Below are 19577 nucleotides of genomic sequence, written 5' to 3'. Positions count from 1 at the left end.
TGACCCGGGCTGGGAGCGGTGTGTAGGCCTCGGTCGGGACGGTTGGTTTCGGGGCTCACCCACCGCTGCCCGGCCGTAGCGACGGCGACGCTGGACCGTCCTGCCCGGACCAGGCGGTCGGGCCGGTGACCGTCAATTCCGCGTCAAGAAGCCGACGGTGCCCGTCAAGGAACCATCAAGGCGGGCTTGGTCGGGCCCTCGACGGATCTAGGAAGGTCGTGTGCCCGATGTCATCTACGTGCTCCTGACCGTCGCGGTCTTCGGGCTGCTCGCGCTGCTGGTGGGCTTCCTCGACCGGAGGCCCACCCGGTGAGCAGCCTCGCTCCCGCCCTCGGCCAGGTGACGGTCCTGCTGCTCGCGCTGGCCGTCGCCGTGCCCCTCCTGGGGCGCTACCTGGCCCACGTCCTCACCTCCGAGAGGCACCTCTCCGTCGAGCGTGCGTCCTACCGGGTGCTCCGCGTGGACCCCGACGCCGACCAGCACTGGAAGACCTACGCCGCCTCGGTGCTCGGCTTCTCCCTGGTGAGCCTGTTGCTCCTCTACTCGATCGGACGCCTCCAGGACCACCTGCCCCTGAGCCTCGGCTTCGCGGGTCTCCCCGCAGACGGCGCCTGGAACACGGCGGTCAGCTTCGTGAGCAACACGAACTGGCAGTGGTACTCCGGCGAGGTCACCATCGGCCACCTCATGCAGATGTCCGGCCTCACCGTGCAGAACTTCGTCTCGGCAGCGGTCGGCGTGGCCGTCGCGGCGGCGTTCGCCCGTGGCCTGCACCGCAGCCTGGCCGAGGGCCGGGTCGGCAACTTCTGGTCCGACCTGGTGCGGGTGGTGCTGCGCGTCCTGCTGCCGATCTCGGTCGCGTCGGCGCTGCTGCTGGTCGCTTCCGGCGTGGTCCAGAACCTCAACGGCAACCGCACGGTCGAGACCCTCACCGGCGGCAGCCAGACCATCACGGGCGGCCCGGTGGCCAGCCAGGAGGCGATCAAGCAGCTGGGCACGAACGGCGGCGGCTTCTACAACGTGAACTCCGCCCATCCGTTCGAGAACCCGACGCCGTTCACCGACCTGCTCCAGGTCTTCCTCATGCTGGTCATCCCCTTCGCGATGGCGTGGGCCTTCGGCCTCATCGCCCGGGACCGCCGCCAGGGGGGCGCGATCCTCGCCGTGATGGGGCTGCTGTGGGGCGCGTCGGTCGCGCTCCTCACCTGGTCGGAGATGGCCGGCCCCGGCCTGGCCCCCGCGGCCGCCGGTGGCGCGATGGAGGGCAAGGAGGTGCGCTTCGGCGAGGCCGCGTCCGCGCTCTTCGCAGCCACCACGACGGGGACGTCGACCGGCGCGGTCAACGCCATGCACGACTCGCTCACCGCTCCCGGCGGGGGCATCGCGATGTTCAACATGATGCTCGGCGAGATCGCGCCCGGTGGCGTGGGCTCGGGCCTCTACGGCATGTTGATGCTGTCGATCGTCACGGTCTTCCTCTGCGGCCTGATGGTCGGCCGTACGCCGGAGTACCTCGGCAAGAAGATCGGTCAGCGCGAGATCGTGCTCGTCGCCGTCTACGTGCTGACCACGCCGGCGCTCGTGCTCACCGGCATCGCCGTCGCCGTCACGACGAACGACGGCCTCGCCGGACTCCAGGAGACCGGGCCGCACGGGCTCTCCGAGGCGCTCTACGCCGTCACGTCGGCCGCCAACAACAACGGCTCCAGCTTCGGCGGACTGACCTCCGGGACGCCGTTCTGGAACACGTTGCTCGGGATGCTGATGCTCCTCGGCCGGTTCCTGCCGATGGTCCTCGTCCTCGCGCTCGCCGGCCGGTTCGCGACCCAACCACGGTCGCCGCAGGGCGCCGGCACCCTCCCCACGCACACGCCGCTGTTCGTGGCGCTCCTCTCGGGCGTCGCCTTGGTCGTGGTCGGCCTGACCTACGTCCCCGTGCTGGCCCTCGGCCCGATCGTGGAGTCCCTCTCGTGAGCACCCTCCACGTCAAGGACGCCCTCCCGGGCGCCTTCCGCAAGCTCGACCCGCGGACGCTCCTCCGCACGCCGGTGATGCTGGTCGTCGAGGCCGGAGCGGCCGCGACGACGGTGATGGCGGTGCTCGACCCCGGCACCACGGCCTGGCTCGTCACCGTCTGGCTCTGGCTGACCGTGCTCTTCGGCGCGCTCGCGGAGTCGGTCGCCGAGGGCCGGGGACGGGCCCAGGCCGCCAGCCTCCGCGCGCTCCAGCAGGAGACGACAGCGCGCCGGCGTCGTCCCGACGGGGGCTACGACGTCGTTCCGAGCAGCGAGCTCCGCGCCGGCGACGTGGTCGTCGTCGCGGCCGGGGAGCGGATCCCCGGCGACGGCGACGTCGTCGAGGGTGTCGCCTCGGTCGACGAGTCGGCGGTCACCGGCGAGTCCGCGCCGGTGATCCGGGAGTCCGGGGGCGACCGTTCCGCGGTGACCGGGGGCACGGTGGTGCTCTCCGACGAGATCGTCGTGCGGATCACGAGCGAACCCGGCCAGTCCTTCGTGGACCGGATGATCGCGCTGGTCGAGGGCTCCGAGCGGCAACGCACGCCGAACGAGATCGCCCTGAACGTCCTGCTCTCCTCGCTCACCGCGATCTTCGTGGTCGTCTGCGTGTCGCTCTACTTCGTCGCAGACCGCAGCGACGCCCACCAGTCGCCGTTGATCCTCACCGCCCTGCTGGTCTGCCTGATCCCGACCACGATCGGAGCGCTGCTGTCGGCCATCGGTATCGCCGGCATGGACCGGCTGGTCCGGCGCCACGTGCTCGCCATGTCCGGTCGCGCCGTCGAGGCCGCGGGGGACGTCGACGTCCTGCTGCTCGACAAGACCGGCACCATCACCCACGGCAACCGGCAGGCCTCCGAGCTGTTGCCGCTGACCGGCGTGCCGGCCGCCGAGCTCGCCGAGGCGGCGGTGCTGTCCTCGCTCGCCGACGGGACGCCCGAGGGCCGCAGCATCCTGGCGTTGGTCGGGGAGCGGCGGGCCGTGCCCGACGGTGCGGTCCTGGTCGAGTTCACCGCCACCACCCGGATGAGCGGCATCGACCTTCCCGACGGTCGGGAGGTCCGCAAGGGGGCGGCCTCGGCGGTGACGACGTGGGCCGGTGGCAGCGACCCGGAGCTCGAGAAGCTCGTCGCGGAGGTCAGCTCCACCGGCGGCACGCCGTTGGTCGTGGCGCAGCGATCACCGCAGGGCGAGCGCCTGCTCGGCGTCGTCCACCTCAAGGACGTCGTCAAGGACGGCATCCGCGAGCGGTTCGAGGAGCTGCGGGCGATGGGCATCCGCACGGTCATGATCACCGGCGACAACGCCACCACCGCCGCGGCCATCGCGCGCGAGGCGGGCGTGGACGACTTCCTCGCGGAGGCGACGCCGGAGGACAAGCTGGCGCTGATCCGCCAGGAGCAGGAGGGCGGCCGCCTCGTCGCGATGTGCGGCGACGGCACCAACGACGCCCCTGCACTCGCCCAGGCCGACGTCGGCGTCGCCATGAGCTCGGGCACGGCCGCAGCCAAGGAGGCCGGCAACATGGTCGACCTCGACTCCGACCCGACGAAGCTCATCGAGGTCGTCGAGATCGGCAAGCAGCTGCTCATCACCCGGGGGGCGCTCACGACCTTCTCGGTGGCCAACGACGCGGCGAAGTACTTCGCGATCCTGCCGGCCATGTTCGTGGTCGCCTTCCCCGAGCTCGGGGTCCTCAACATCATGCGGCTGTCATCGCCGGAGTCGGCTGTCGTCTCGGCCGTCGTCTTCAACGCCCTCATCATCGTCGCGCTGATCCCGCTCGCCCTGCGCGGGGTGCGCTACCGGCCGTCCTCGGCCACCGCGCTGCTGCGCCGCAACCTGTTCGTGTACGGCGTCGGCGGCCTGGTCGCCCCCTTCGCGGGCATCAAGCTGCTCGACCTCGTCGTCTCATCGCTCCCGGGGTTCTGACATGTTGGACATCCTCACCCTCTTCCGCCACAGCCTGGCCGGCCTGCGCGTGCTCGTCGCGATGACGGTGCTGCTCGGCCTCGCCTACCCCCTCGCCGTCACGGGGATCGCGCAGGTCGCGCTCCCCTGGCAGGCGGGCGGCTCGCTGGTCACCTCGACCGGCGCCCGCACGACCGACCCGGACGACGCTGTCGGCTCGGCGATCGTCGGCCAGGTCGTCGACGACGCCGACCTGTTCCAGAACCGGCCGTCCGCGGCCGGTGCCGGCTACGACCTGCTGGGCACCTACGGCACCAACCTCGGCCCCAACAACCCGGACCTGGTCGCCGCCATCGAGGAGCGCCGGGCCGCGATCGCGGAGCGCGAGGGCGTCACCCCCGCCGACGTACCCCCTGACGCCGTCACCTCCTCCGCCTCCGGGCTCGACCCAGACATCTCCGAGGCGTACGCCGCCCTCCAGGTCCGGCGGGTCGCGGAGGCGACCGGGGTGAGCGAGGCCGTGGTCCGTGACCTCGTCGCCCGGCACACCTCCGGGCGGACCTGGGGCGTCCTGGGGGAGCCGCGGGTGAACGTCCTCGCACTCAACCTCGCGGTGCGGCAACTGGCAGGATCGTGAGCATGACAGAACCCCGCCGGGGGAGGCTGACCGTCTACCTCGGCGCTGCGCCCGGCGTCGGCAAGACCTACGCGATGCTCGGCGAGGCGCACCGGCGTCGTGAGCGCGGTACCGACGTCGTCGTCGGCTACGTCGAGACGCACGGCCGCCGGCACACCTCCGGCATGGTCGAGGGCCTCGAGGTGCTGCCGCGCGCGGAGGTCACCTACCGCGGCACCACCCTCACCGAGATGGACACCGAGGCGGTCATCACCCGGCGACCAGCCGTGGTGTGCGTCGACGAGCTCGCCCACACCAACGTGCCCGGGAGCGCGCGCGAGAAGCGGGTCGAGGACGTCGAGCTGATCCGTCGGGCGGGTATCGACGTGATCACCACCGTCAACATCCAGCACCTGGAGTCGCTGAACGACGAGGTCGAGCGGATCACCGGGGTGCGGCAGCGCGAGACGGTGCCGGACGAGGTGGTGCGCACGGCGGACCAGATCCAGCTGGTCGACATGTCCCCCGACGCGCTGCGTCGGCGGATGGCGCACGGCAACATCTACGGGCCCGACCAGGTCGACGCCTCGCTCACGTCGTACTTCCGGGTCGGCAACCTCACCGCCCTGCGCGAGCTCGCGCTGCTGTGGCTGGCCGACCGGGTCGACGACGCGCTCGACGACTACCGCCGCGCGCACCGGATCGAGGAGACCTGGCCGGCCAAGGAGCGGATCGTCGTCGCGGTGACGGGCGGCGCCGAGAGCGAGACGCTGCTGCGCCGCGGCGCCCGCCTCGCCCAGCGTGCCGCCGGCTCGGAGCTGATCGCCGTGCACGTGATCGCCAACGACGGCCTCGGCAACCCCGACGAGCGACGGGTCTCCCGGGCCCAGCAGCTCACCGACTCGCTGGGCGGCTCCTTCCACTCCGTCGTCGGCGAGGACGTGCCGCAGGCGGTCGTCGACTTCGCGACCGGCGCCAACGCCACGATGATCGTCGTCGGCGTCTCGCGCCACGGCCGGCTCCGCCGCCTCTTCACGGGTACGACGGGCGAGCGGATCGCCTCCCTCGCCGGCCCTGTCGACGTCCACCTCGTCACGCACGAGGCGGGCGCGGGGGTGGGGCGGGCGCGCTGGTACGCCTCGCCGCTCAGCAAGCAGCGCCAGGTCGCGGGGCTGGGGCTCTCGGTCCTGCTGCCGGTGCTGCTGACCGTGCTGCTCCGGTCGTTCCACGACCCCGACCAGCTCCCGCTCGACGTGCTGCTCTTCCTCGCGGTCACCGTGCTGGTCGCCCTGGTCGGCGGGCTGGTGCCCGCGCTGGTCGCGGCGCTGGGCGGCTTCCTGCTGATGAACTGGTTCTTCGCACCACCCACCGGTCGCCTGACGATCTCCGAGCCCGAGAACCTGGCCGCCCTGCTGGTCTTCGTCGCGGTCGCCGTCGGCGTCGCGACCGTCGTCGACCGCGCCTCCCGGCGTGCCTCGGACGCGCTCCGGGCACGGACGGAGGCGGCGACGTTGGGCTCGCTCTCCCGGTCCGTGCTCACCGGTGAGGACACCGCCGAGGCCATCGTGGCGCGATTGCGGGAGACGTTCGGCCAGCGGGCGGTCTCGCTGCTCACCCGGGGTCCCGCCGGCTGGACGGTGACGGCCTCCAGCGGCACCGACCCGGCGTGCTCCCCCGACGAGGGCGACACCCGGGTATCCGTCGACGACGACCACGCGATCGTCCTCTGCGGCGGGCCGCTGCGTGCGACCGACCGGAGGGTGCTCGACGGCTTCGCGGTGCAGACCGGGCTGGTGCTGGAGTACCGCCGGCTCCGGGAGCGCGACGAGCGGGCCGCGGCGCTGGAGCGAGCCGAGGCGACCAGCACCGCGGTGCTGCGTGCGGTGTCCCACGACCTGCGCACCCCGCTGGCCACGATGCGCGCGGCGGTCGACGGACTCGTCTCCGGCTCCGTCGACCCCGACGGCCAGCACGAGCTCGTCGCAGCGGTCGAGTCGTCCACCGAGCAGCTGGAGCGGCTGATCGACAACCTGCTCGACCTCTCCCGGCTCGAGTCCGGCCTGCTCCACCCCACCCTGCGCGACCTCAGCCTCGAGGAGGTCCTGCCGCTCGCCCTCGCGGGCCACGAACCCGGTGCCGTGTCGCTCGAGGTCGACGAGTCCGCACCGCTGGTGCGCACCGACCCCGGCCTGCTCGAGCGGGTGGTCGCCAACCTGGTCGCGAATGCGGTCCGTGCCTCCGCGGGCGAGCCGGTGCGCGTCCTGGCCCACGTGCGGCCCGAGACCGTCGAGGTGCTCGTGGTCGATCGCGGTCCCGGCGTACCCCTCGTGCAGCGGGAGCGGATGTTCGACCCCTTCCAGCGGCTCGACGACACCAGTCCCGGCGGCCTGGGGCTCGGCCTCGCCGTGGCGCGAGGGCTCACCGAGGCGGTCGGTGGGACCCTGTCGGCGGAGGACACCCCCGGCGGAGGGCTGACCATGGTGCTGTCGATCCCGAGGGCGGGCGCGTGAACAAGGTGCTGGTGGTCGACGACGAGCCGGCGCTGGCGCGGGCGCTCGCGATCAACCTGCGCGCCCACGGCTGGGAGGTCGTCACCGCCGCGGACGGCCGCTCGGCGCTCGAGGCCGCGGCCGGGGAGCACCCGGACGTCGTCGTGCTGGACCTCGGCCTGCCCGACCTCGACGGCACCGAGGTGATCGCCGGGCTCCGCGGCTGGACCTCGTTGCCGATCGTCGTGCTCTCCGCGCGCCAGCACGGCGAGGACAAGGTCGAGGCGCTCGACCTCGGAGCGGACGACTACGTGATCAAGCCGTTCGCGATGAACGAGCTGCTGGCCCGACTCCGAGCCGCCGTCCGCCGCAGCCAGGCTCCCGCGCCGGAGGAGTCGGTGGTCGTGGCCGGGCCGCTGGAGATCGACCTCGCCCGCAAGCGGGTCTCCCGCGACGGTGCCGACGTCCGGCTGACCCCCACCGAGTGGTCGTTCCTCGAGCTGCTCGCCCGCAACGTCGGCCGGCTGGTGCCACGCGAGCAGGTCCTCCGGGAGGTCTGGGGTCCGGCGTACGAGCACGAGACCCACTACCTGCGGGTCTACGCCGCCCAGCTGCGCCGCAAGCTCGAGGACGATCCGTCCCACCCGCGGCACCTGATCACGAGTCCCGGCCTGGGCTACACCCTGCAGTGAACGTCGTGAGCAACGTTCAGGCCCTGGAAATGAGTCGAGGGCGTGCTCGCCGCGTTGCCGCGGCCCACACGCCCTCCGGTCCTGCGCGCCCGTAGGGATTCGAACCCCAAACCTTCTGATCCGTAGTCAGATGCTCTATCCGTTGAGCTACGGGCGCCCGCACCCCGGTCTTCCGGAGCACCGCACGAGGATAGCGGACCCGGAAGGCGTTCCCGAAATCGCCCGCGGGCGGACGCCGGAGGATCGTCGGCAGGAGGCCGGGTACCACGGAAGTGTGACCCAGCCAACACCCTTGATCGATCCAATATGTCCGAGTTCCGGCGGAGAGTAGCCTCCGAACATCTCGGGGCCCAGCGGTGCTTTCCGCACCCGAGACGCCCCAAAGTCGCCGACAACGATGCCGAGCGATCCAGACGAAAACTCCACGACACCTCCGTCGATACGCTCGACGGCCGGCGGCGCCTTCTCAGCCGAAGGAGAGGCGACCACCGCGAATGCGCGAGAGGGAACCAGGATCATGACTGCCACGACGCAGGCACCCACCACCCACCAGGGCATCCTCGACTTCGTCGACGAAGTCGCCGCCATGACCCAGCCGGACCGCATCCACTGGTGCACGGGCTCCGACGAGGAGTGGACCGAGCTGACCGACGCTCTGGTCGCCACCGGCACCTTCACCCGGCTGAACCCCGAGATCAAGCCCAACAGCTTCTACGCCGCCTCCGACCCCATCGACGTCGCCCGGGTGGAGGACCGCACCTACATCTGCTCGGTCGACGAGAAGGACGCCGGTCCCACCAACAACTGGATGGCGCCCGACGAGATGAAGTCCATCATGCGCAACCTCTACGAGGGCTGCATGAAGGGCCGCACGATGTACGTCATCCCGTTCGTCATGGGCCACCTCGAGGCCGAGAAGCCGATGTTCGGCGTCGAGATCACCGACTCCGCCTACGTCACCGCCTCGATGCGCGTCATGTCCCGGATGGGCAGCCACGTGCTGGCCCGGATGGAGGAGCTCGACGCCGACTTCGTGCACGCCATCCACTCCGTCGGCCACCCGCTGGCCGAGGGCCAGGACGACGTCGCGTGGCCGTGCAACGACACCAAGTACATCGTGCAGTTCCCCGAGGAGCGGGCGATCTGGTCCTACGGCTCCGGCTACGGCGGCAACGCCCTGCTCGGCAAGAAGTGCTACGCGCTGCGGATCGCCAGCGTGATGGCCCGCGACGAGGGCTGGCTCGCGGAGCACATGCTGATCCTCAAGCTCACCTCGCCCGAGGGCGTCGTGAAGTACATCGCGGCGGCGTTCCCCAGCGCCTGCGGCAAGACCAACCTGGCGATGCTCGAGCCGACCATCCCCGGCTGGAAGGTCGAGACGCTCGGCGACGACATCGCCTGGATGCGGATCGGTGAGGACGGCCGGCTGTGGGCGGTCAACCCCGAGTACGGCTTCTTCGGCGTCGCTCCCGGCACCAACGAGCACACCAACCCCAACGCGATGCGCACCATCAACAAGGGCAACTCGGTGTTCACCAACGTCGCGCTCACCGAGGACGGCGACGTCTGGTGGGAGGGGCTGGAGAACCCGCCCGCCAAGGCCACGTCGTGGAAGGGCGAGCCCTGGACGCCCGACAGCGAGGAGCTGTCGAGCCACCCCAACAGCCGCTACTGCACGCCGATCAAGCAGTGCGACATCCTCGCGCCGGAGTACGACGACCCGCGCGGCGTCCCGATCGACGCGATCCTCTTCGGCGGCCGCCGCAAGACCACGGTCCCGCTGGTCTTCGAGGCGCGCGACTGGACCCACGGCACCTTCCTGGGCGCCACCCTGTCCAGCGAGACCACCGCCGCCGCGGTCGGCCAGGTGGGCGTGGTGCGCCGTGACCCGATGGCGATGCTGCCGTTCATCGGCTACAACGCCGGCGACTACTTCAACCACTGGATCACGGTCGGCAAGGAGAACGACGCCGCCAAGCTGCCGAAGATCTTCTACGTCAACTGGTTCCGCCGCGACGAGGACGGCGGCTTCCTGTGGCCGGGCTTCGGCGAGAACAGCCGCGTGCTGAAGTGGATCGTCGAGCGGATCGAGGGGCAGGCCGCCGCGGTCGAGACCCCGATCGGCCACGTGCCGGCCGCGGGCACCATCGACACCGAGGGTCTCGACATGACACCCGAGGCACTCGAGGCCGCGCTCGCCGTCGACCCCGAGGAATGGAAGGCCGAGCTTCCGCAGATCCAGGAGTGGTTCGAGAAGTTCGGCGACGACCTGCCGGCCGTGCTCTGGACCGAGCTCGACGGGCTGCGCGAGCGCCTCGGCGCCTGACCGCACCCCGACCGCACCCCACCCTCACCCTGCCGCACCGCACCGAGGGCCCCGCCACCACGGCGGGGCCCTCGGTGCGTCCGGGACAGCCGCCGTCCGCTGTGGGATCATCGCCGGGTAGGACGGCAGGTGCACTGCCGGTCGACTCGGGCTGGGCGAAAGGGGCGCGGTGGCGGCGTACGGCCCCGAGCAGCGTGCCCTCTTCGAGGGAGAGGCCACCAAGCTCTACGAGGAGATCCTCACGGCCGGGTCGATCGCCGGCGACGACCCCCGGGTGGTCGAGGGCGGGCAGTACGCCGCGGCGTTCGCGCTGCTCCAGGAGCTCAACCTCCTCCAGCTCGACGAGGAGACCGGGGCGTGGGTGCCGGAGGACCCGAGCAGCATCCAGGGCCGGGTCGTCACGCCGCTCTCCCTCGAGGGCGCCAAGCTGCTCGACGAGTCGACCCAGTGGGCGCAAGCCTTCGGCCAGCTCAGCCAGGCCTGGCGGCGCTCGCCGCAGGCCAGCGACCGCGGCCCCTTCACCTACCTGCGGCAGAACGCGATCGAGCCGTTCCTCGCCGGTCTGGTCGCGGAGTGCGAGGAGGAGATGCTCACCGCGCAGCCGCAGACCGGGCGCGACGCCCGCAAGCTGGCGCAGGCGGCGCTGCGCGACATCGTGCTGCTCGAGCGCGGCGCCAAGATGCGCACGCTCTACCAGCACAGCGCCCGGCGCAGCACCGTCACCCACAAGTACGTCGCCGCGGTGACCGAGCGCGGTGCCGAGGTGCGCACCCTCGACGAGTTCTTCAACCGGATGATCGTCATCGACCGCCGGGTCGCGGTGATCCCCAACCAGGAGGACCTCAGCGTCGCCGTCGCGATCCGCGAGCCGTCGGTGGTGGCCTACCTCGTCGACATCTTCGAGCGGTCGTGGGAGCGGGCCCGGCCGTTCACCAACCGCGAGACCACGATGATGAAGGACATCGCCGCCGAGCAGCGGGCGATGACGATGCGGATGCTGATCGAGGGCCACTCCGACCCGGTCAGCTCCAAGCGCCTGGGCGTCAGCCCGCGCACCTACGCCGGCTACGTCGCCGACCTCAAGGCCGAGTACGACGCCGAGACCCGCTTCCAGCTGGGCTACGCCATGGGGCAGCAGGGCGTCTCGGGCCGGGAGGCCACCGACGACGAGCCCAGCGACGACTCCACCACCGAGCCCAGCGACGGCTGAGCCCGTGGTCGGTCAGCCCGGCGGGTCACGGAAGGGGCCGAAATAGCACCGAGGACAGCATCCTTGCGGACGCTGTCCTCGTGCTGTTGAGACGGGCCGGGGGGAGGCACGCGGACCCAGCAAGTGGGGGGACAGTTGGGTCCTCGTCTCAAGTCTGTGAAGTTGTCACCAGCCCCAGCTGGACTTCTGCGGGGCGACCCAGCCCCAGCTGGAGTCGGCCTCGGCCGGGGCCGAGACACCCAGGAGGCCGACACTCACCGCGGCCGCCGCAACAACGATGCTGATCTTGCGTACGATCTTGTTCATCTCAGGATCCACCTTGCTCGGGGAGGCCCACGGAATAAGCCTCGGTGCCTTCTCAGTGTGGATCGGCCGAGCGCCGAGAGGTTAGCCCGGCGTTCCCTCATAAATCTGCATTGCAAGAACATGCAAAACGCGCATGCTTGACCGCGACGCGTGCCGGTGCTTCGGGGCAGCGTCGTGCGGACGGGGGGTGACCCTGGCGGGTCCGGGGGCTCCCGGAGGAGCGCCGAGACCGGTCAGGCGACCGCCTCCGTCGCCGTCGTCGGGTCGGGCGTGGACCCCATCAGCGCAGATCCGCCACGGTCGGGGCGGCGGGGGCCGCCTGGGCCGGGGCGGAGACGCCGATCAGCGCGACACTGGCGGTGCCGGCCGCAACGGCGATCGCGATCTTGCGGTAGAGGTCCATCGGTTCCAACCTTGGGACGGGACGGCCACGGTCGTGGTCCGCCCGTCCAGTGTCGGCCGCGAGCAACGCCGCGGGCCAGCAACCGGCCCCCTCAGGAACCTGCATTGCCAAACCTTGCAAAATACCCCTAGGGGTTCCGCGGAGGCCTCCGGATGCAGTACGCCGACCCACCCGGCAGGAGCCGGGGGATCGGCGCACTCGGCTGGCGGAGGCGGCGGGATTTGAACCCGCGAGAGAAGGATCACTCCTCAACCCGCTTAGCAGGCGGGCGCCATAGACCGGACTAGGCGACGCCTCCCCGACAGCGCAGACAGGCTACAAGCAGGACGCGGTGCCGGACGAATCAGGGGGCCGGACGACTCAGGGGGCCGGACGGATCGGGTGCCGGCTCAGCCGCCGCCGAGCCGGCGCAGCCGCTGGCCGCGCTGGAGGTGCACCTGGAGCTCGCGGACGAACTGCTCGCGGTCGATGGCCAGCACCGTCACCGGGATCGTGGTCCTGCGCCCGTCCTTGAGCCGCAGCTCGACGCAGGCCACGCCGTGCCGGGTCACGGTGACGGCGTCCTCGACCAGGCTCCACCGTGCCTCGGTGACCCCGGCGCCGCGCACCAGGCGGACCCGGTAGCCGGTGGGGCCGCAGCGCACGACGTACGCGCGGCTGCGCAGCCACCAGCCGAGCGACAGCACGGCCGCGAGGCCCAGCACCAGCACGACGACGAGCAGGTCGGCCGGGAGCCCGGTCACCGCGACCACCAGGGTCGCGACGAACACCAGCACCGCGAGGCCGACCAGGCCCAGCCCCATCAGGCGGGCGGCGACCGCGGGGGCGAGCCGGTAGTCGACCGGCTCGGCGGTGCTCTCCTCGTGGTGGCTCACGGGACGATTCAACACCCGCGTCCCCGCCGTGCCGAGCCCGCCCTTCGGGGGGTTGTGGCCCTCCGGTGACCGGGGTCACACTCGGAGGCCACCCGCGACGGAGGCCCGATGCCCACCACCACACCCGCGCTCGCCGCGGCGATGGCCGGGCTCGACGCCGCCCTCGACGCGCCGCGCCGCCCCGGCATCCCGCTGGGCAACTGGCGCTGGGAGGTGCGTCGCCGGATGGCCGGGGTGCGCGACGCCCTCGCGAGCGAGGCGTCCGGCACCGACGACGGCTGGCTCGCCGCGCGCGGCGGCACCGCCTTCCGCGAGCGCAACCAGCTGCTCGAGCGGCTCACCACGCTCGGCCAGCGGGTGCTCGAGACCCCCGACGTCGAGGCCACCCGGATCGAGCTGAAGCGGCTGCTCGCCGACATCGGCCACCACCTGCAGCGACTGCACGACCTGGCCTACGACGAGGTCGAGATCGAGCTGGGCGGGTCGGAGTAGCGAGGTGCGGGAATCCCCGGTCGAGCCCGCCGCCCCGCCCTCGCCCCCGGCCTCCCCGCCCCGGCTCGCGCGTAGAATCGCGCGGTGCGGCCCCCCGGGGCGGCTCGGAGGGGTGCCGGAGTGGCCTATCGGAACCGCCTTGAAAGCGGTCGTAGGGAGACCTACCGCGGGTTCGAATCCCGCCCCCTCTGCCAGTGACCGTCTGCCGCTGACCCGCTGCACCGTTGACCCGCTGCACCGAGCGCCCGGCGCTCAGCCCAGCACGAGCTCGACGAGCACGTCGCCCTCCTGGACGACGTCGCCGTCGGTGACGCGCACCGAGCGGACGGTCCCGGCGGCCTCGGCCAGCACCGGGATCTCCATCTTCATCGACTCCAGCAGCACGACGGTGTCGCCGACGTCGACCTGCTCGCCGGGCGCGACGGGCACCGAGAGGACGTTGGCGACCATCTCGGCGAGGACCTCGAGAACCTGTTCGCGCGCCATGGCTCGAACCTAGCGGCTACCCGCAGGTACGCCCGGATCGGAGCCAGGTCAGAACAGCGGTGCGGTGCGGGCCGGCTCGGGCCGGACGGCGGCCGACTCCTCGGCGCGCCGGCCGCCGGCGCCGCGGGAGCCGGTGAGGGCCAGGTCGACGCGCACCACGGCGTAGCCGACCACCAGGCCGACCACGGTGCCGTAGAGCACCGACAGGCCGCACTCGAGCAGGGTGATCTCGGGGTTGACCAACGAGTTCGCCACGGCAGTGGTGGCCGCGGCGCCGAACGCGCACAGCCACCAGCCCTGCCGGCGCCGGGCCCGCATGTGCACGCCCCAGACCAGGGTCGGCACGCCGAGCACCGCCACGATCGGGCGCGGGAAGGCGCCCAGGGTGTCGCGGCTCCACCGCACCGCGTCGAGCAGCGACCCCACCATGTCGGAGGGACCGTAGCGGCGCAGCAGCTCGGCGTAGAGCAGCAGCCCGCCGAGCACCAGGCCGCCGGCGACGACGCCGATCAGCCCGCGGCGGCCGAGGCCGTGGAGGCCGGCGCCGAGCCGGTGCACCAGGATGAACGCCGACGCGAGGGCCAGCCCGAGCGTGACGTACTCGAACCGCACCACCGACAGCACGGGGTCGAAGCCGATCGTCGCCAGCGCCCCGCCGGCCGCGATGAGCACGGCGAGCACGCACTCGCGGGCCGCCTGCGCGAACCGCACCGCGGGCACGGTCGCCATCACCGCCAGCACGGCCGCGACCACGCACGTCATCACCGCGGCGCCGGTGCGCAGGTAGGGCTCGTCGACCACCTGCACGGTCACGCCGAGCACCAGCGCCAGCAGGCCGAACACCACGGGGCGACCGCCGCTGCGCGCGGCCAGTGCCCACGTGTAGGCGGTCACGACCGTGATCGCGCCCACCCGGTCCAGCCACACGGGGCCCACCGGCACGATCGCGGCGACCAGGCAGGCCAGGCCGCCGGCGACCACCAGCCCCCACAGCGCGGCCAGGCCGCGGTAGTGACGGCGGCGCGGGGCGACGTCGAGCACGGTCGCGCGGGCACCCGGCCGCTCGGCGATCGGGGTCGGCGCCGGGGCCGACCGGTCGGCCGGCCCGGCGGTGGCCGGGTCGGGCGCGACGGTGGTCTCGGCCTCGACCGCCCGGACCTGGTTGGCCCCGGTCGCGGCGGGCGTCGCCAGCGGCGCGACGACCGGGTCCTCGACGTACGCCGGGACCCGCTGGCGCGATCGGCGCGAGCGCGGAGCGCGGCGGCGCGGGGATTCCGGGGGCACGTCGAGCAAGGCTAGCCGTCGGCGGCGAGCGGGGACGGCCGCCCCAGCCGGCGGTTGGCCAGCGACGGGTTGGTACGCCGCGCCTCGTCGAGCGCGGCACGGGTCAGCTCGGCGTGCAGCAGCGCCGGCTCGTCGCCGGCCTCGACCACCACGTCGCCCAGCGGGTCGACGACCATCGAGTGCCCGGTGTAGCGGGGCGCGGGCTGGCCGACGGCGACCACCCAGCAGGTGTTCTCGATCGCGCGGGCCCGCACCAGGGTGCGCCAGTGGTCGACCTTGCGCGGTCCGGCCACCCAGGCGGCCGGGACGACCAGCACCTCGGCTCCGGCGTCGACCAGGGCCCGGGCCAGCTCGGGGAAGCGCAGGTCGTAGCAGGTCATCAGGCCGAGCCGCCAGCCGTGCAGGTCGAGGACGGCCGGCTCGAGCGCGCCGGCGCTGAGGCGGTCGGACTCGCGGTGGCCGAAGGAGTCGTAGAGGTGGATCTTGCGGTAGCCGCCGACCGCCGTCCCCCGGGCGAGCAGCGTGTTGAACGGCCGGTCGGGGTCGTCGCCCCGCTCGAACATGCCGGCCACCACGGTGGCGCCGCGCTCTGCGGCCACCCCGGCCAGCGCGGTCGCGAACGGACCGTCGAGCGGCTCGGCGTGGGGGCTGACGTCGGAGCCGGGCTCGCCGAAGTCGCGGGCGAACGCCTCGGGCAGCACCACCAGGTCGGCGCCCTCGGGCACCAGCCCGGGGAGGTGGGCCCGGTTGGCGGCGGGGTCGAGGCCGGAGGCCTCCTGCACCAGGGCGACCGTGAGGCTGGGGCGGGCGGACATGGCCCCAGCCTGCCACTCCCGAGCGGCACCCGGCGGGGTGGGAACATGTCGCCGTGACCGAGCCGGGGGACGCACGCGCCGACCACGACGGGCCCTACTGCGCCGTGGTGCTGGCCGGCGGCGTCGCCGCCCGTCTGGACGGCGTCGACAAGGCCTCGGTCGAGCTCGACGGCCGGACCCTGCTGGCCTGGACGCTCGACGCGGTGGTCGACGCCGCCGAGGTGGTGGTGGTCGGCGACCCGGTGCCGACCGAGCGGCCGGTGACGTTCACCCGCGAGGACCCGCGGCACGGCGGCCCCGCGGCGGCGCTGCTCACCGGCTGCGACGCGCTGCTGCGGCGCACGCCCTGGCTCGCCGCGGTGGCCGTGGACATGCCGCGGCTCACCTTCGACACCCTGCGCCGGCTGCGCTCGGCCGCGGCCGGGCACGACGGCGCGGTGCTGGTCGACCCCGGCGGACGCCGCCAGCTGGCGCTGGTCGTCGCGACCGCGCGGCTGCAGGAGGTGCGCCCCGACCACGAGGGCCAGCACCACCTCGCGCTGCACCGGCTGCTGGCGCCGCTCGACCTGGCCGAGGTCGCCGCCCGGGGCGAGGAGCACCGCGACGTCGACACCTGGGCGGACCTGCGCGACCTGGGCGGCTGAGGAGCACGACGTTCACCCCGGGAGGGTTGCGGCGCGGGGGCGGGCGGGGCGAGTCTTGGTGACGTGAACCTCCACGACTGGATCGACGAGCTGAGCGACGTCCTCGACGTCGAGACCGAGGTCGACGAGGGACTGCTCGGCGACCTGACCACGCTCGCCGCCGCGAACGTCGAGCGCGCGGCGGGCCCGGTGACCGCGTACCTCCTCGGCTACGCCGCCGCGCGCCAGGACGCCGATCCCGACGCCGTCGAGGCGCTGGCGGCCCGGGCCCAGGGCCTGGCCGAGTCGTGGGACCGGCCGGCCGGCGTCGGCGCCGAGGAGCTCGACCTCGACCTCGACATCGACGACGTGGTGCCCGACGACAGCGCGGTCGACCACAGCGGCGACCTCGCGGACGCCTCGGTGGGCGGGCGCGACGACGGCGACGACGCCTGATGCGGGCCGTGGTGGCCGCCGACGCCGGCGGCCCCGAGGTGCTGCAGGTCGTCGACCGGCCCGACCCCGAGGCGGGTCCGGGCGAGCTGGTGCTCGAGGTGGCCGCGGCGGGGCTCAACCGGGCGGACCTCCTGCAGCGGCAGGGGTTCTACCCCCCGCCACCGGGCGCGTCCGACGTGCTCGGCATGGAGTGCAGCGGCACCGTCGCCGTCGTCGGTGAGGCCGTCACCGGCTGGCAGGTCGGCGACCCGGCGTGCGCGCTGCTCGCCGCGGGCGGCTACGCGACCCGGGTCGCGGTGCCGGCCGGGCAGGTGATGCCGGTGCCCGACGGCGTCGACCTGGTGACCGCGGCGGCGCTGCCCGAGGTGGCCGCGACCGTGTGGTCGAACGTGTTCATGGTGGCCGGGCTGCGGCCCGACGAGGTGCTGCTCGTCCACGGCGGCGCGGGCGGGATCGGCACCTTCGCCATCCAGCTCGCCTCCGCGCTCGGCGCCCGGGTGGCCACCACCGGCGGCACCCCCGAGAAGCTCGCGCTGTGCCGCGAGCTCGGCGCCGACATCACGATCAGCTACCGCGACGAGGACTTCGTCGAGGTGGTGCGCGAGCGCACCGACGGCCACGGCGCCGACGTCGTGCTCGACAACATGGGCGCCACGTACCTCGCTCGCAACGTCGACGTGCTCGCCACCGAGGGCCGCCTGGTCGTGATCGGCATGCAGGGCGGCACGAAGGCCGAGCTCGACCTCGGCGCGCTGCTCCGCAAGCGCGGGGCAGTGATCGCGACGTCGCTGCGAGCCCGGCCGGTCGAGGGCAAGGCCGCCATCTGCGCCGCCCTCGTCGAGCACGTGTGGCCGCTGGTGGCCGAGGGCCGGGTGCGACCCGTCGTCCACACCACCCTGCCGCTGGACGAGGTGGTCGCCGCGCACACGCTGATGGAGTCGGGCGACCACACCGGCAAGATCCTGCTCACGACGTGAGGCGGCGATGACGCTCACGCCGTTCTGGCGGGCGGTCGAGACGCTCCACGACGTCGTCTACTTCGCCGCCGACACCCGCGACCGGTACGCCGCCCTCGGGCTCAGGGGCTACTGGATGGGCTACTTCGCCTCCCGGGCCGGCGCGCTCGGGGAGGCCCCGCCCGAGGTGGTCACGGCCGCGTTCCACGGCTTCGCGCCGGCGATGGTGGCCCGGGCGCTGCCCGACGCCTGGCGGCTGGCCGACCGGCAGGCGGTGCTCGAGGAGCGGGTCGCGATCGCCAGCGACGCCCTGGCCCGGTGCGGCGTGGCGGCCGACGCGGCGACGGCGGCGCTGGCCGAGCGGCTGGCGCCCGTGGTGGCCGAGCTCGACCTGGCCGGCAAGCCGCTCGCCGCCGCGGAGTCGACCCTGCCGGTGCCCGACGACCCGCTCGGGGCGTTGTGGCGACGGGCGACGGTGCTGCGGGAGTACCGCGGCGACGTGCACGTCGGGTGCCTGGTCGCGGCGGGCCTCGGCGGCGCCGCCGCCAACGTGCTGCAGGTCGGCACCGGACGCGGCCCCGCCGAGCAGCAGTCGATGCGCGGCTGGAGCGACGAGGCCTGGGCCGCCGCCCGGGCGCTCCTGGTCGAGCGCGGCTGGTTGGCCGCCGACGGCACCGCCACCGACCTCGGCGTCGGCGAGCGCGACCGGCTGGAGGAGCTCACCGACGCCGGCTGCGTGGCCTTCCTCGACGAGGCCGGCCGCCGCGCGGCGTACGACGTGGGCGGCGAGCTGCTCGACGTGGCCCGGCTGGTGGCCGGCGCGGGCGGCGTGCCGTACCCCAACCCGGTCGGCGTGCCGAGGCCCTGATGGCCGTGCGGACCCATGTCCTAGGGTCGGAGGCATGAGCGAGCAGCAGGGCAGCGCACCCGGCCCGGAGCAGGGCGGGGACGACCAGGAGCAGCACGTCATCATCGTCGGCCCCGACGGGCAGCCGGTCGGCTCGGTGCCGGCCTCCGCGCTGCAGGTCGTCGAGGAGGGCGGCGACCAGGGCGACGACGGCGAGCGCGCGATCACCGACCTCGTCGAGCAGCCCGCCAAGGTGATGCGGATCGGCAGCATGATCCGCCAGCTGCTCGAGGAGGTGAAGGCCGCGCCCCTCGACGAGGCCAGCCGCAGCCGCCTCGCCGAGATCCACCGCACCTCCATCAAGGAGCTCGAGGCCGGCCTCGCGCCCGAGCTGGTCGAGGAGCTCGACCGGCTGACCCTGCCGTTCGCCGGCGACGCGACCCCCTCGGAGGGCGAGCTCCGGATCGCCCAGGCCCAGCTGGTCGGCTGGCTCGAGGGCCTCTTCCACGGCATCCAGACCGCGATCTACGCCCAGCAGATGGCGGCCCGGGCCCAGTTCGAGCAGATCCGCCGCAGCCTGCCCGGCGGCATGCCGCCCCAGCAGCAGGGCGGTCCCGGCGGCCCTGCCGCCCACCCCGGCGCCCCCGACGACGGCGGCCAGCCCGGCCCCGGCTCGGGCGGCATGTACCTGTGAGTCGCGGGGGGGGGGGGGGGGGGGGGGGGGGGGGGGGGGGGGGGGGGGGCGGGGGCGGGCGGGGGGGGCGCCGGGCCG

At 73.4% G+C, this 19577-nt stretch carries 19 protein-coding genes and 3 tRNA genes; 14 read left to right on the top strand and 8 right to left on the bottom strand.

The genetic code is table 11. The features are described 5' to 3' along the window. Nucleotides 1–309 precede the first annotated feature (309 nt). Genes kdpA through JT721_RS04815 form a run of 5 tightly spaced genes read left to right on the top strand, consistent with a single transcriptional unit; the run spans nucleotide 310 to nucleotide 7726 of the window. Nucleotides 310–1974 carry a potassium-transporting ATPase subunit KdpA gene (gene kdpA, locus JT721_RS04835; protein WP_205471791.1) on the top strand — a complete coding sequence of 555 codons (1665 nt, stop codon included), beginning with the start codon at nucleotides 310–312 and terminating at the stop codon, nucleotides 1972–1974. After that, nucleotides 1971–3950 carry a potassium-transporting ATPase subunit KdpB gene (gene kdpB / locus JT721_RS04830; protein ID WP_205471790.1) on the top strand — a complete coding sequence of 660 codons (1980 nt, stop codon included), beginning with the start codon at nucleotides 1971–1973 and terminating at the stop codon, nucleotides 3948–3950. The genes kdpA and kdpB overlap by 4 nt, the downstream gene beginning before the upstream one ends. A 1-nt stretch (nucleotide 3951) precedes the next feature. Next, nucleotides 3952–4566, top strand: a complete 615-nt coding sequence (gene kdpC, locus JT721_RS04825) for a potassium-transporting ATPase subunit KdpC (protein WP_205471789.1) — start codon at nucleotides 3952–3954, stop codon at nucleotides 4564–4566. Nucleotides 4567–4568: 2 nt separating this feature from the next. Then, complete coding sequence (locus tag JT721_RS04820; RefSeq protein WP_205471788.1) at nucleotides 4569–7055, top strand: DUF4118 domain-containing protein; 2487 nt, start codon at nucleotides 4569–4571, stop codon at nucleotides 7053–7055. Then, nucleotides 7052–7726 carry a response regulator transcription factor gene (locus JT721_RS04815; protein WP_205471787.1) on the top strand — a complete coding sequence of 225 codons (675 nt, stop codon included), beginning with the start codon at nucleotides 7052–7054 and terminating at the stop codon, nucleotides 7724–7726. Before JT721_RS04820 ends, JT721_RS04815 begins: the two co-directional genes overlap by 4 nt. Nucleotides 7727–7810: 84 nt before the next feature. Here the strand turns inward: JT721_RS04815 and JT721_RS04810 are convergent. Next, nucleotides 7811–7883, bottom strand: a tRNA-Arg gene (locus JT721_RS04810). Between the two features lie 360 nt (nucleotides 7884–8243). Between JT721_RS04810 and JT721_RS04805 the strand changes: the two genes are divergently transcribed. After that, nucleotides 8244–10052 (top strand): phosphoenolpyruvate carboxykinase (GTP), encoded by a 1809-nt coding sequence (locus JT721_RS04805; protein ID WP_205471786.1) that lies wholly within the window; start codon nucleotides 8244–8246, stop codon nucleotides 10050–10052. 169 nt (nucleotides 10053–10221) lie between these two features. Continuing rightward, nucleotides 10222–11262, top strand: coding sequence for a LuxR family transcriptional regulator (locus tag JT721_RS04800; protein ID WP_205471785.1), 1041 nt, complete (start codon nucleotides 10222–10224; stop codon nucleotides 11260–11262). 165 nt (nucleotides 11263–11427) lie between these two features. Here JT721_RS04800 and JT721_RS04795 read toward each other — a convergent pair whose 3' ends face one another. From JT721_RS04795 to JT721_RS04785, 4 genes are all read right to left on the bottom strand, one after another. Beyond that, a complete protein-coding gene (locus JT721_RS04795; protein WP_205471784.1) occupies nucleotides 11428–11568 on the bottom strand; it encodes a hypothetical protein in 141 nt (46 codons plus the stop codon). Nucleotides 11569–11848: 280 nt separating this feature from the next. Continuing rightward, on the bottom strand, nucleotides 11849–11971 hold the full coding sequence (locus tag JT721_RS21255) for a hypothetical protein (protein WP_275898724.1): 123 nt from the start codon (nucleotides 11969–11971) through the stop codon (nucleotides 11849–11851). 203 nt (nucleotides 11972–12174) lie between these two features. After that, nucleotides 12175–12269 (bottom strand) — tRNA-Ser (locus JT721_RS04790). 91 nt (nucleotides 12270–12360) lie between these two features. After that, complete coding sequence (locus JT721_RS04785; RefSeq protein ID WP_307827889.1) at nucleotides 12361–12846, bottom strand: hypothetical protein; 486 nt, start codon at nucleotides 12844–12846, stop codon at nucleotides 12361–12363. Between the two features lie 108 nt (nucleotides 12847–12954). Between JT721_RS04785 and JT721_RS04780 the strand changes: the two genes are divergently transcribed. Then, complete coding sequence (locus JT721_RS04780; protein ID WP_205471782.1) at nucleotides 12955–13338, top strand: hypothetical protein; 384 nt, start codon at nucleotides 12955–12957, stop codon at nucleotides 13336–13338. A 106-nt stretch (nucleotides 13339–13444) separates the two neighbouring features. Further along, a tRNA-Ser gene (locus JT721_RS04775) sits at nucleotides 13445–13532 on the top strand. Between the two features lie 58 nt (nucleotides 13533–13590). Here JT721_RS04775 and JT721_RS04770 read toward each other — a convergent pair. Genes JT721_RS04770 through JT721_RS04760 form a run of 3 tightly spaced genes read right to left on the bottom strand, consistent with a single transcriptional unit; the run spans nucleotide 13591 to nucleotide 15923 of the window. Next, on the bottom strand, nucleotides 13591–13824 hold the full coding sequence (locus tag JT721_RS04770; RefSeq protein WP_205471781.1) for a biotin/lipoyl-binding carrier protein: 234 nt from the start codon (nucleotides 13822–13824) through the stop codon (nucleotides 13591–13593). Between the two features lie 48 nt (nucleotides 13825–13872). Continuing rightward, entirely contained in the window at nucleotides 13873–15108 is a 1236-nt protein-coding gene (locus JT721_RS04765) for a hypothetical protein (RefSeq protein WP_205471780.1), read from the bottom strand. An 11-nt stretch (nucleotides 15109–15119) separates the two neighbouring features. Then, nucleotides 15120–15923 (bottom strand): carbon-nitrogen hydrolase family protein, encoded by an 804-nt coding sequence (locus JT721_RS04760; protein WP_205471779.1) that lies wholly within the window; start codon nucleotides 15921–15923, stop codon nucleotides 15120–15122. A 53-nt stretch (nucleotides 15924–15976) separates the two neighbouring features. Between JT721_RS04760 and JT721_RS04755 the strand changes: the two genes are divergently transcribed. From JT721_RS04755 to JT721_RS04735, 5 genes are all read left to right on the top strand, one after another. After that, entirely contained in the window at nucleotides 15977–16567 is a 591-nt protein-coding gene (locus tag JT721_RS04755) for a molybdenum cofactor guanylyltransferase (RefSeq protein ID WP_205471778.1), read from the top strand. 63 nt (nucleotides 16568–16630) lie between these two features. Further along, nucleotides 16631–17002 carry a DUF6457 domain-containing protein gene (locus tag JT721_RS04750; protein ID WP_205471777.1) on the top strand — a complete coding sequence of 124 codons (372 nt, stop codon included), beginning with the start codon at nucleotides 16631–16633 and terminating at the stop codon, nucleotides 17000–17002. Beyond that, a complete protein-coding gene (locus JT721_RS04745) occupies nucleotides 17002–17979 on the top strand; it encodes an NAD(P)H-quinone oxidoreductase (protein WP_205471776.1) in 978 nt (325 codons plus the stop codon). Before JT721_RS04750 ends, JT721_RS04745 begins: the two co-directional genes overlap by 1 nt. Nucleotides 17980–17986: 7 nt before the next feature. Further along, the gene (locus JT721_RS04740; protein WP_205471775.1) at nucleotides 17987–18826 is read left to right on the top strand and encodes a hypothetical protein; all 840 of its coding nucleotides are present in this window, start codon (nucleotides 17987–17989) and stop codon (nucleotides 18824–18826) included. Nucleotides 18827–18860: 34 nt separating this feature from the next. Next, complete coding sequence (locus JT721_RS04735) at nucleotides 18861–19499, top strand: bacterial proteasome activator family protein (RefSeq protein WP_205471774.1); 639 nt, start codon at nucleotides 18861–18863, stop codon at nucleotides 19497–19499. The last annotated feature ends 78 nt before the right edge of the window (nucleotides 19500–19577 follow it).

The sequence above is a fragment of the Nocardioides sp. SYSU D00038 genome (assembly GCF_016924665.1).
GTDB lineage: Bacteria > Actinomycetota > Actinomycetes > Propionibacteriales > Nocardioidaceae > Nocardioides.
The sequence above is the reverse complement of the archived record's forward strand: the minus strand, read 5'-3'. Positions and strand labels throughout refer to the sequence as shown.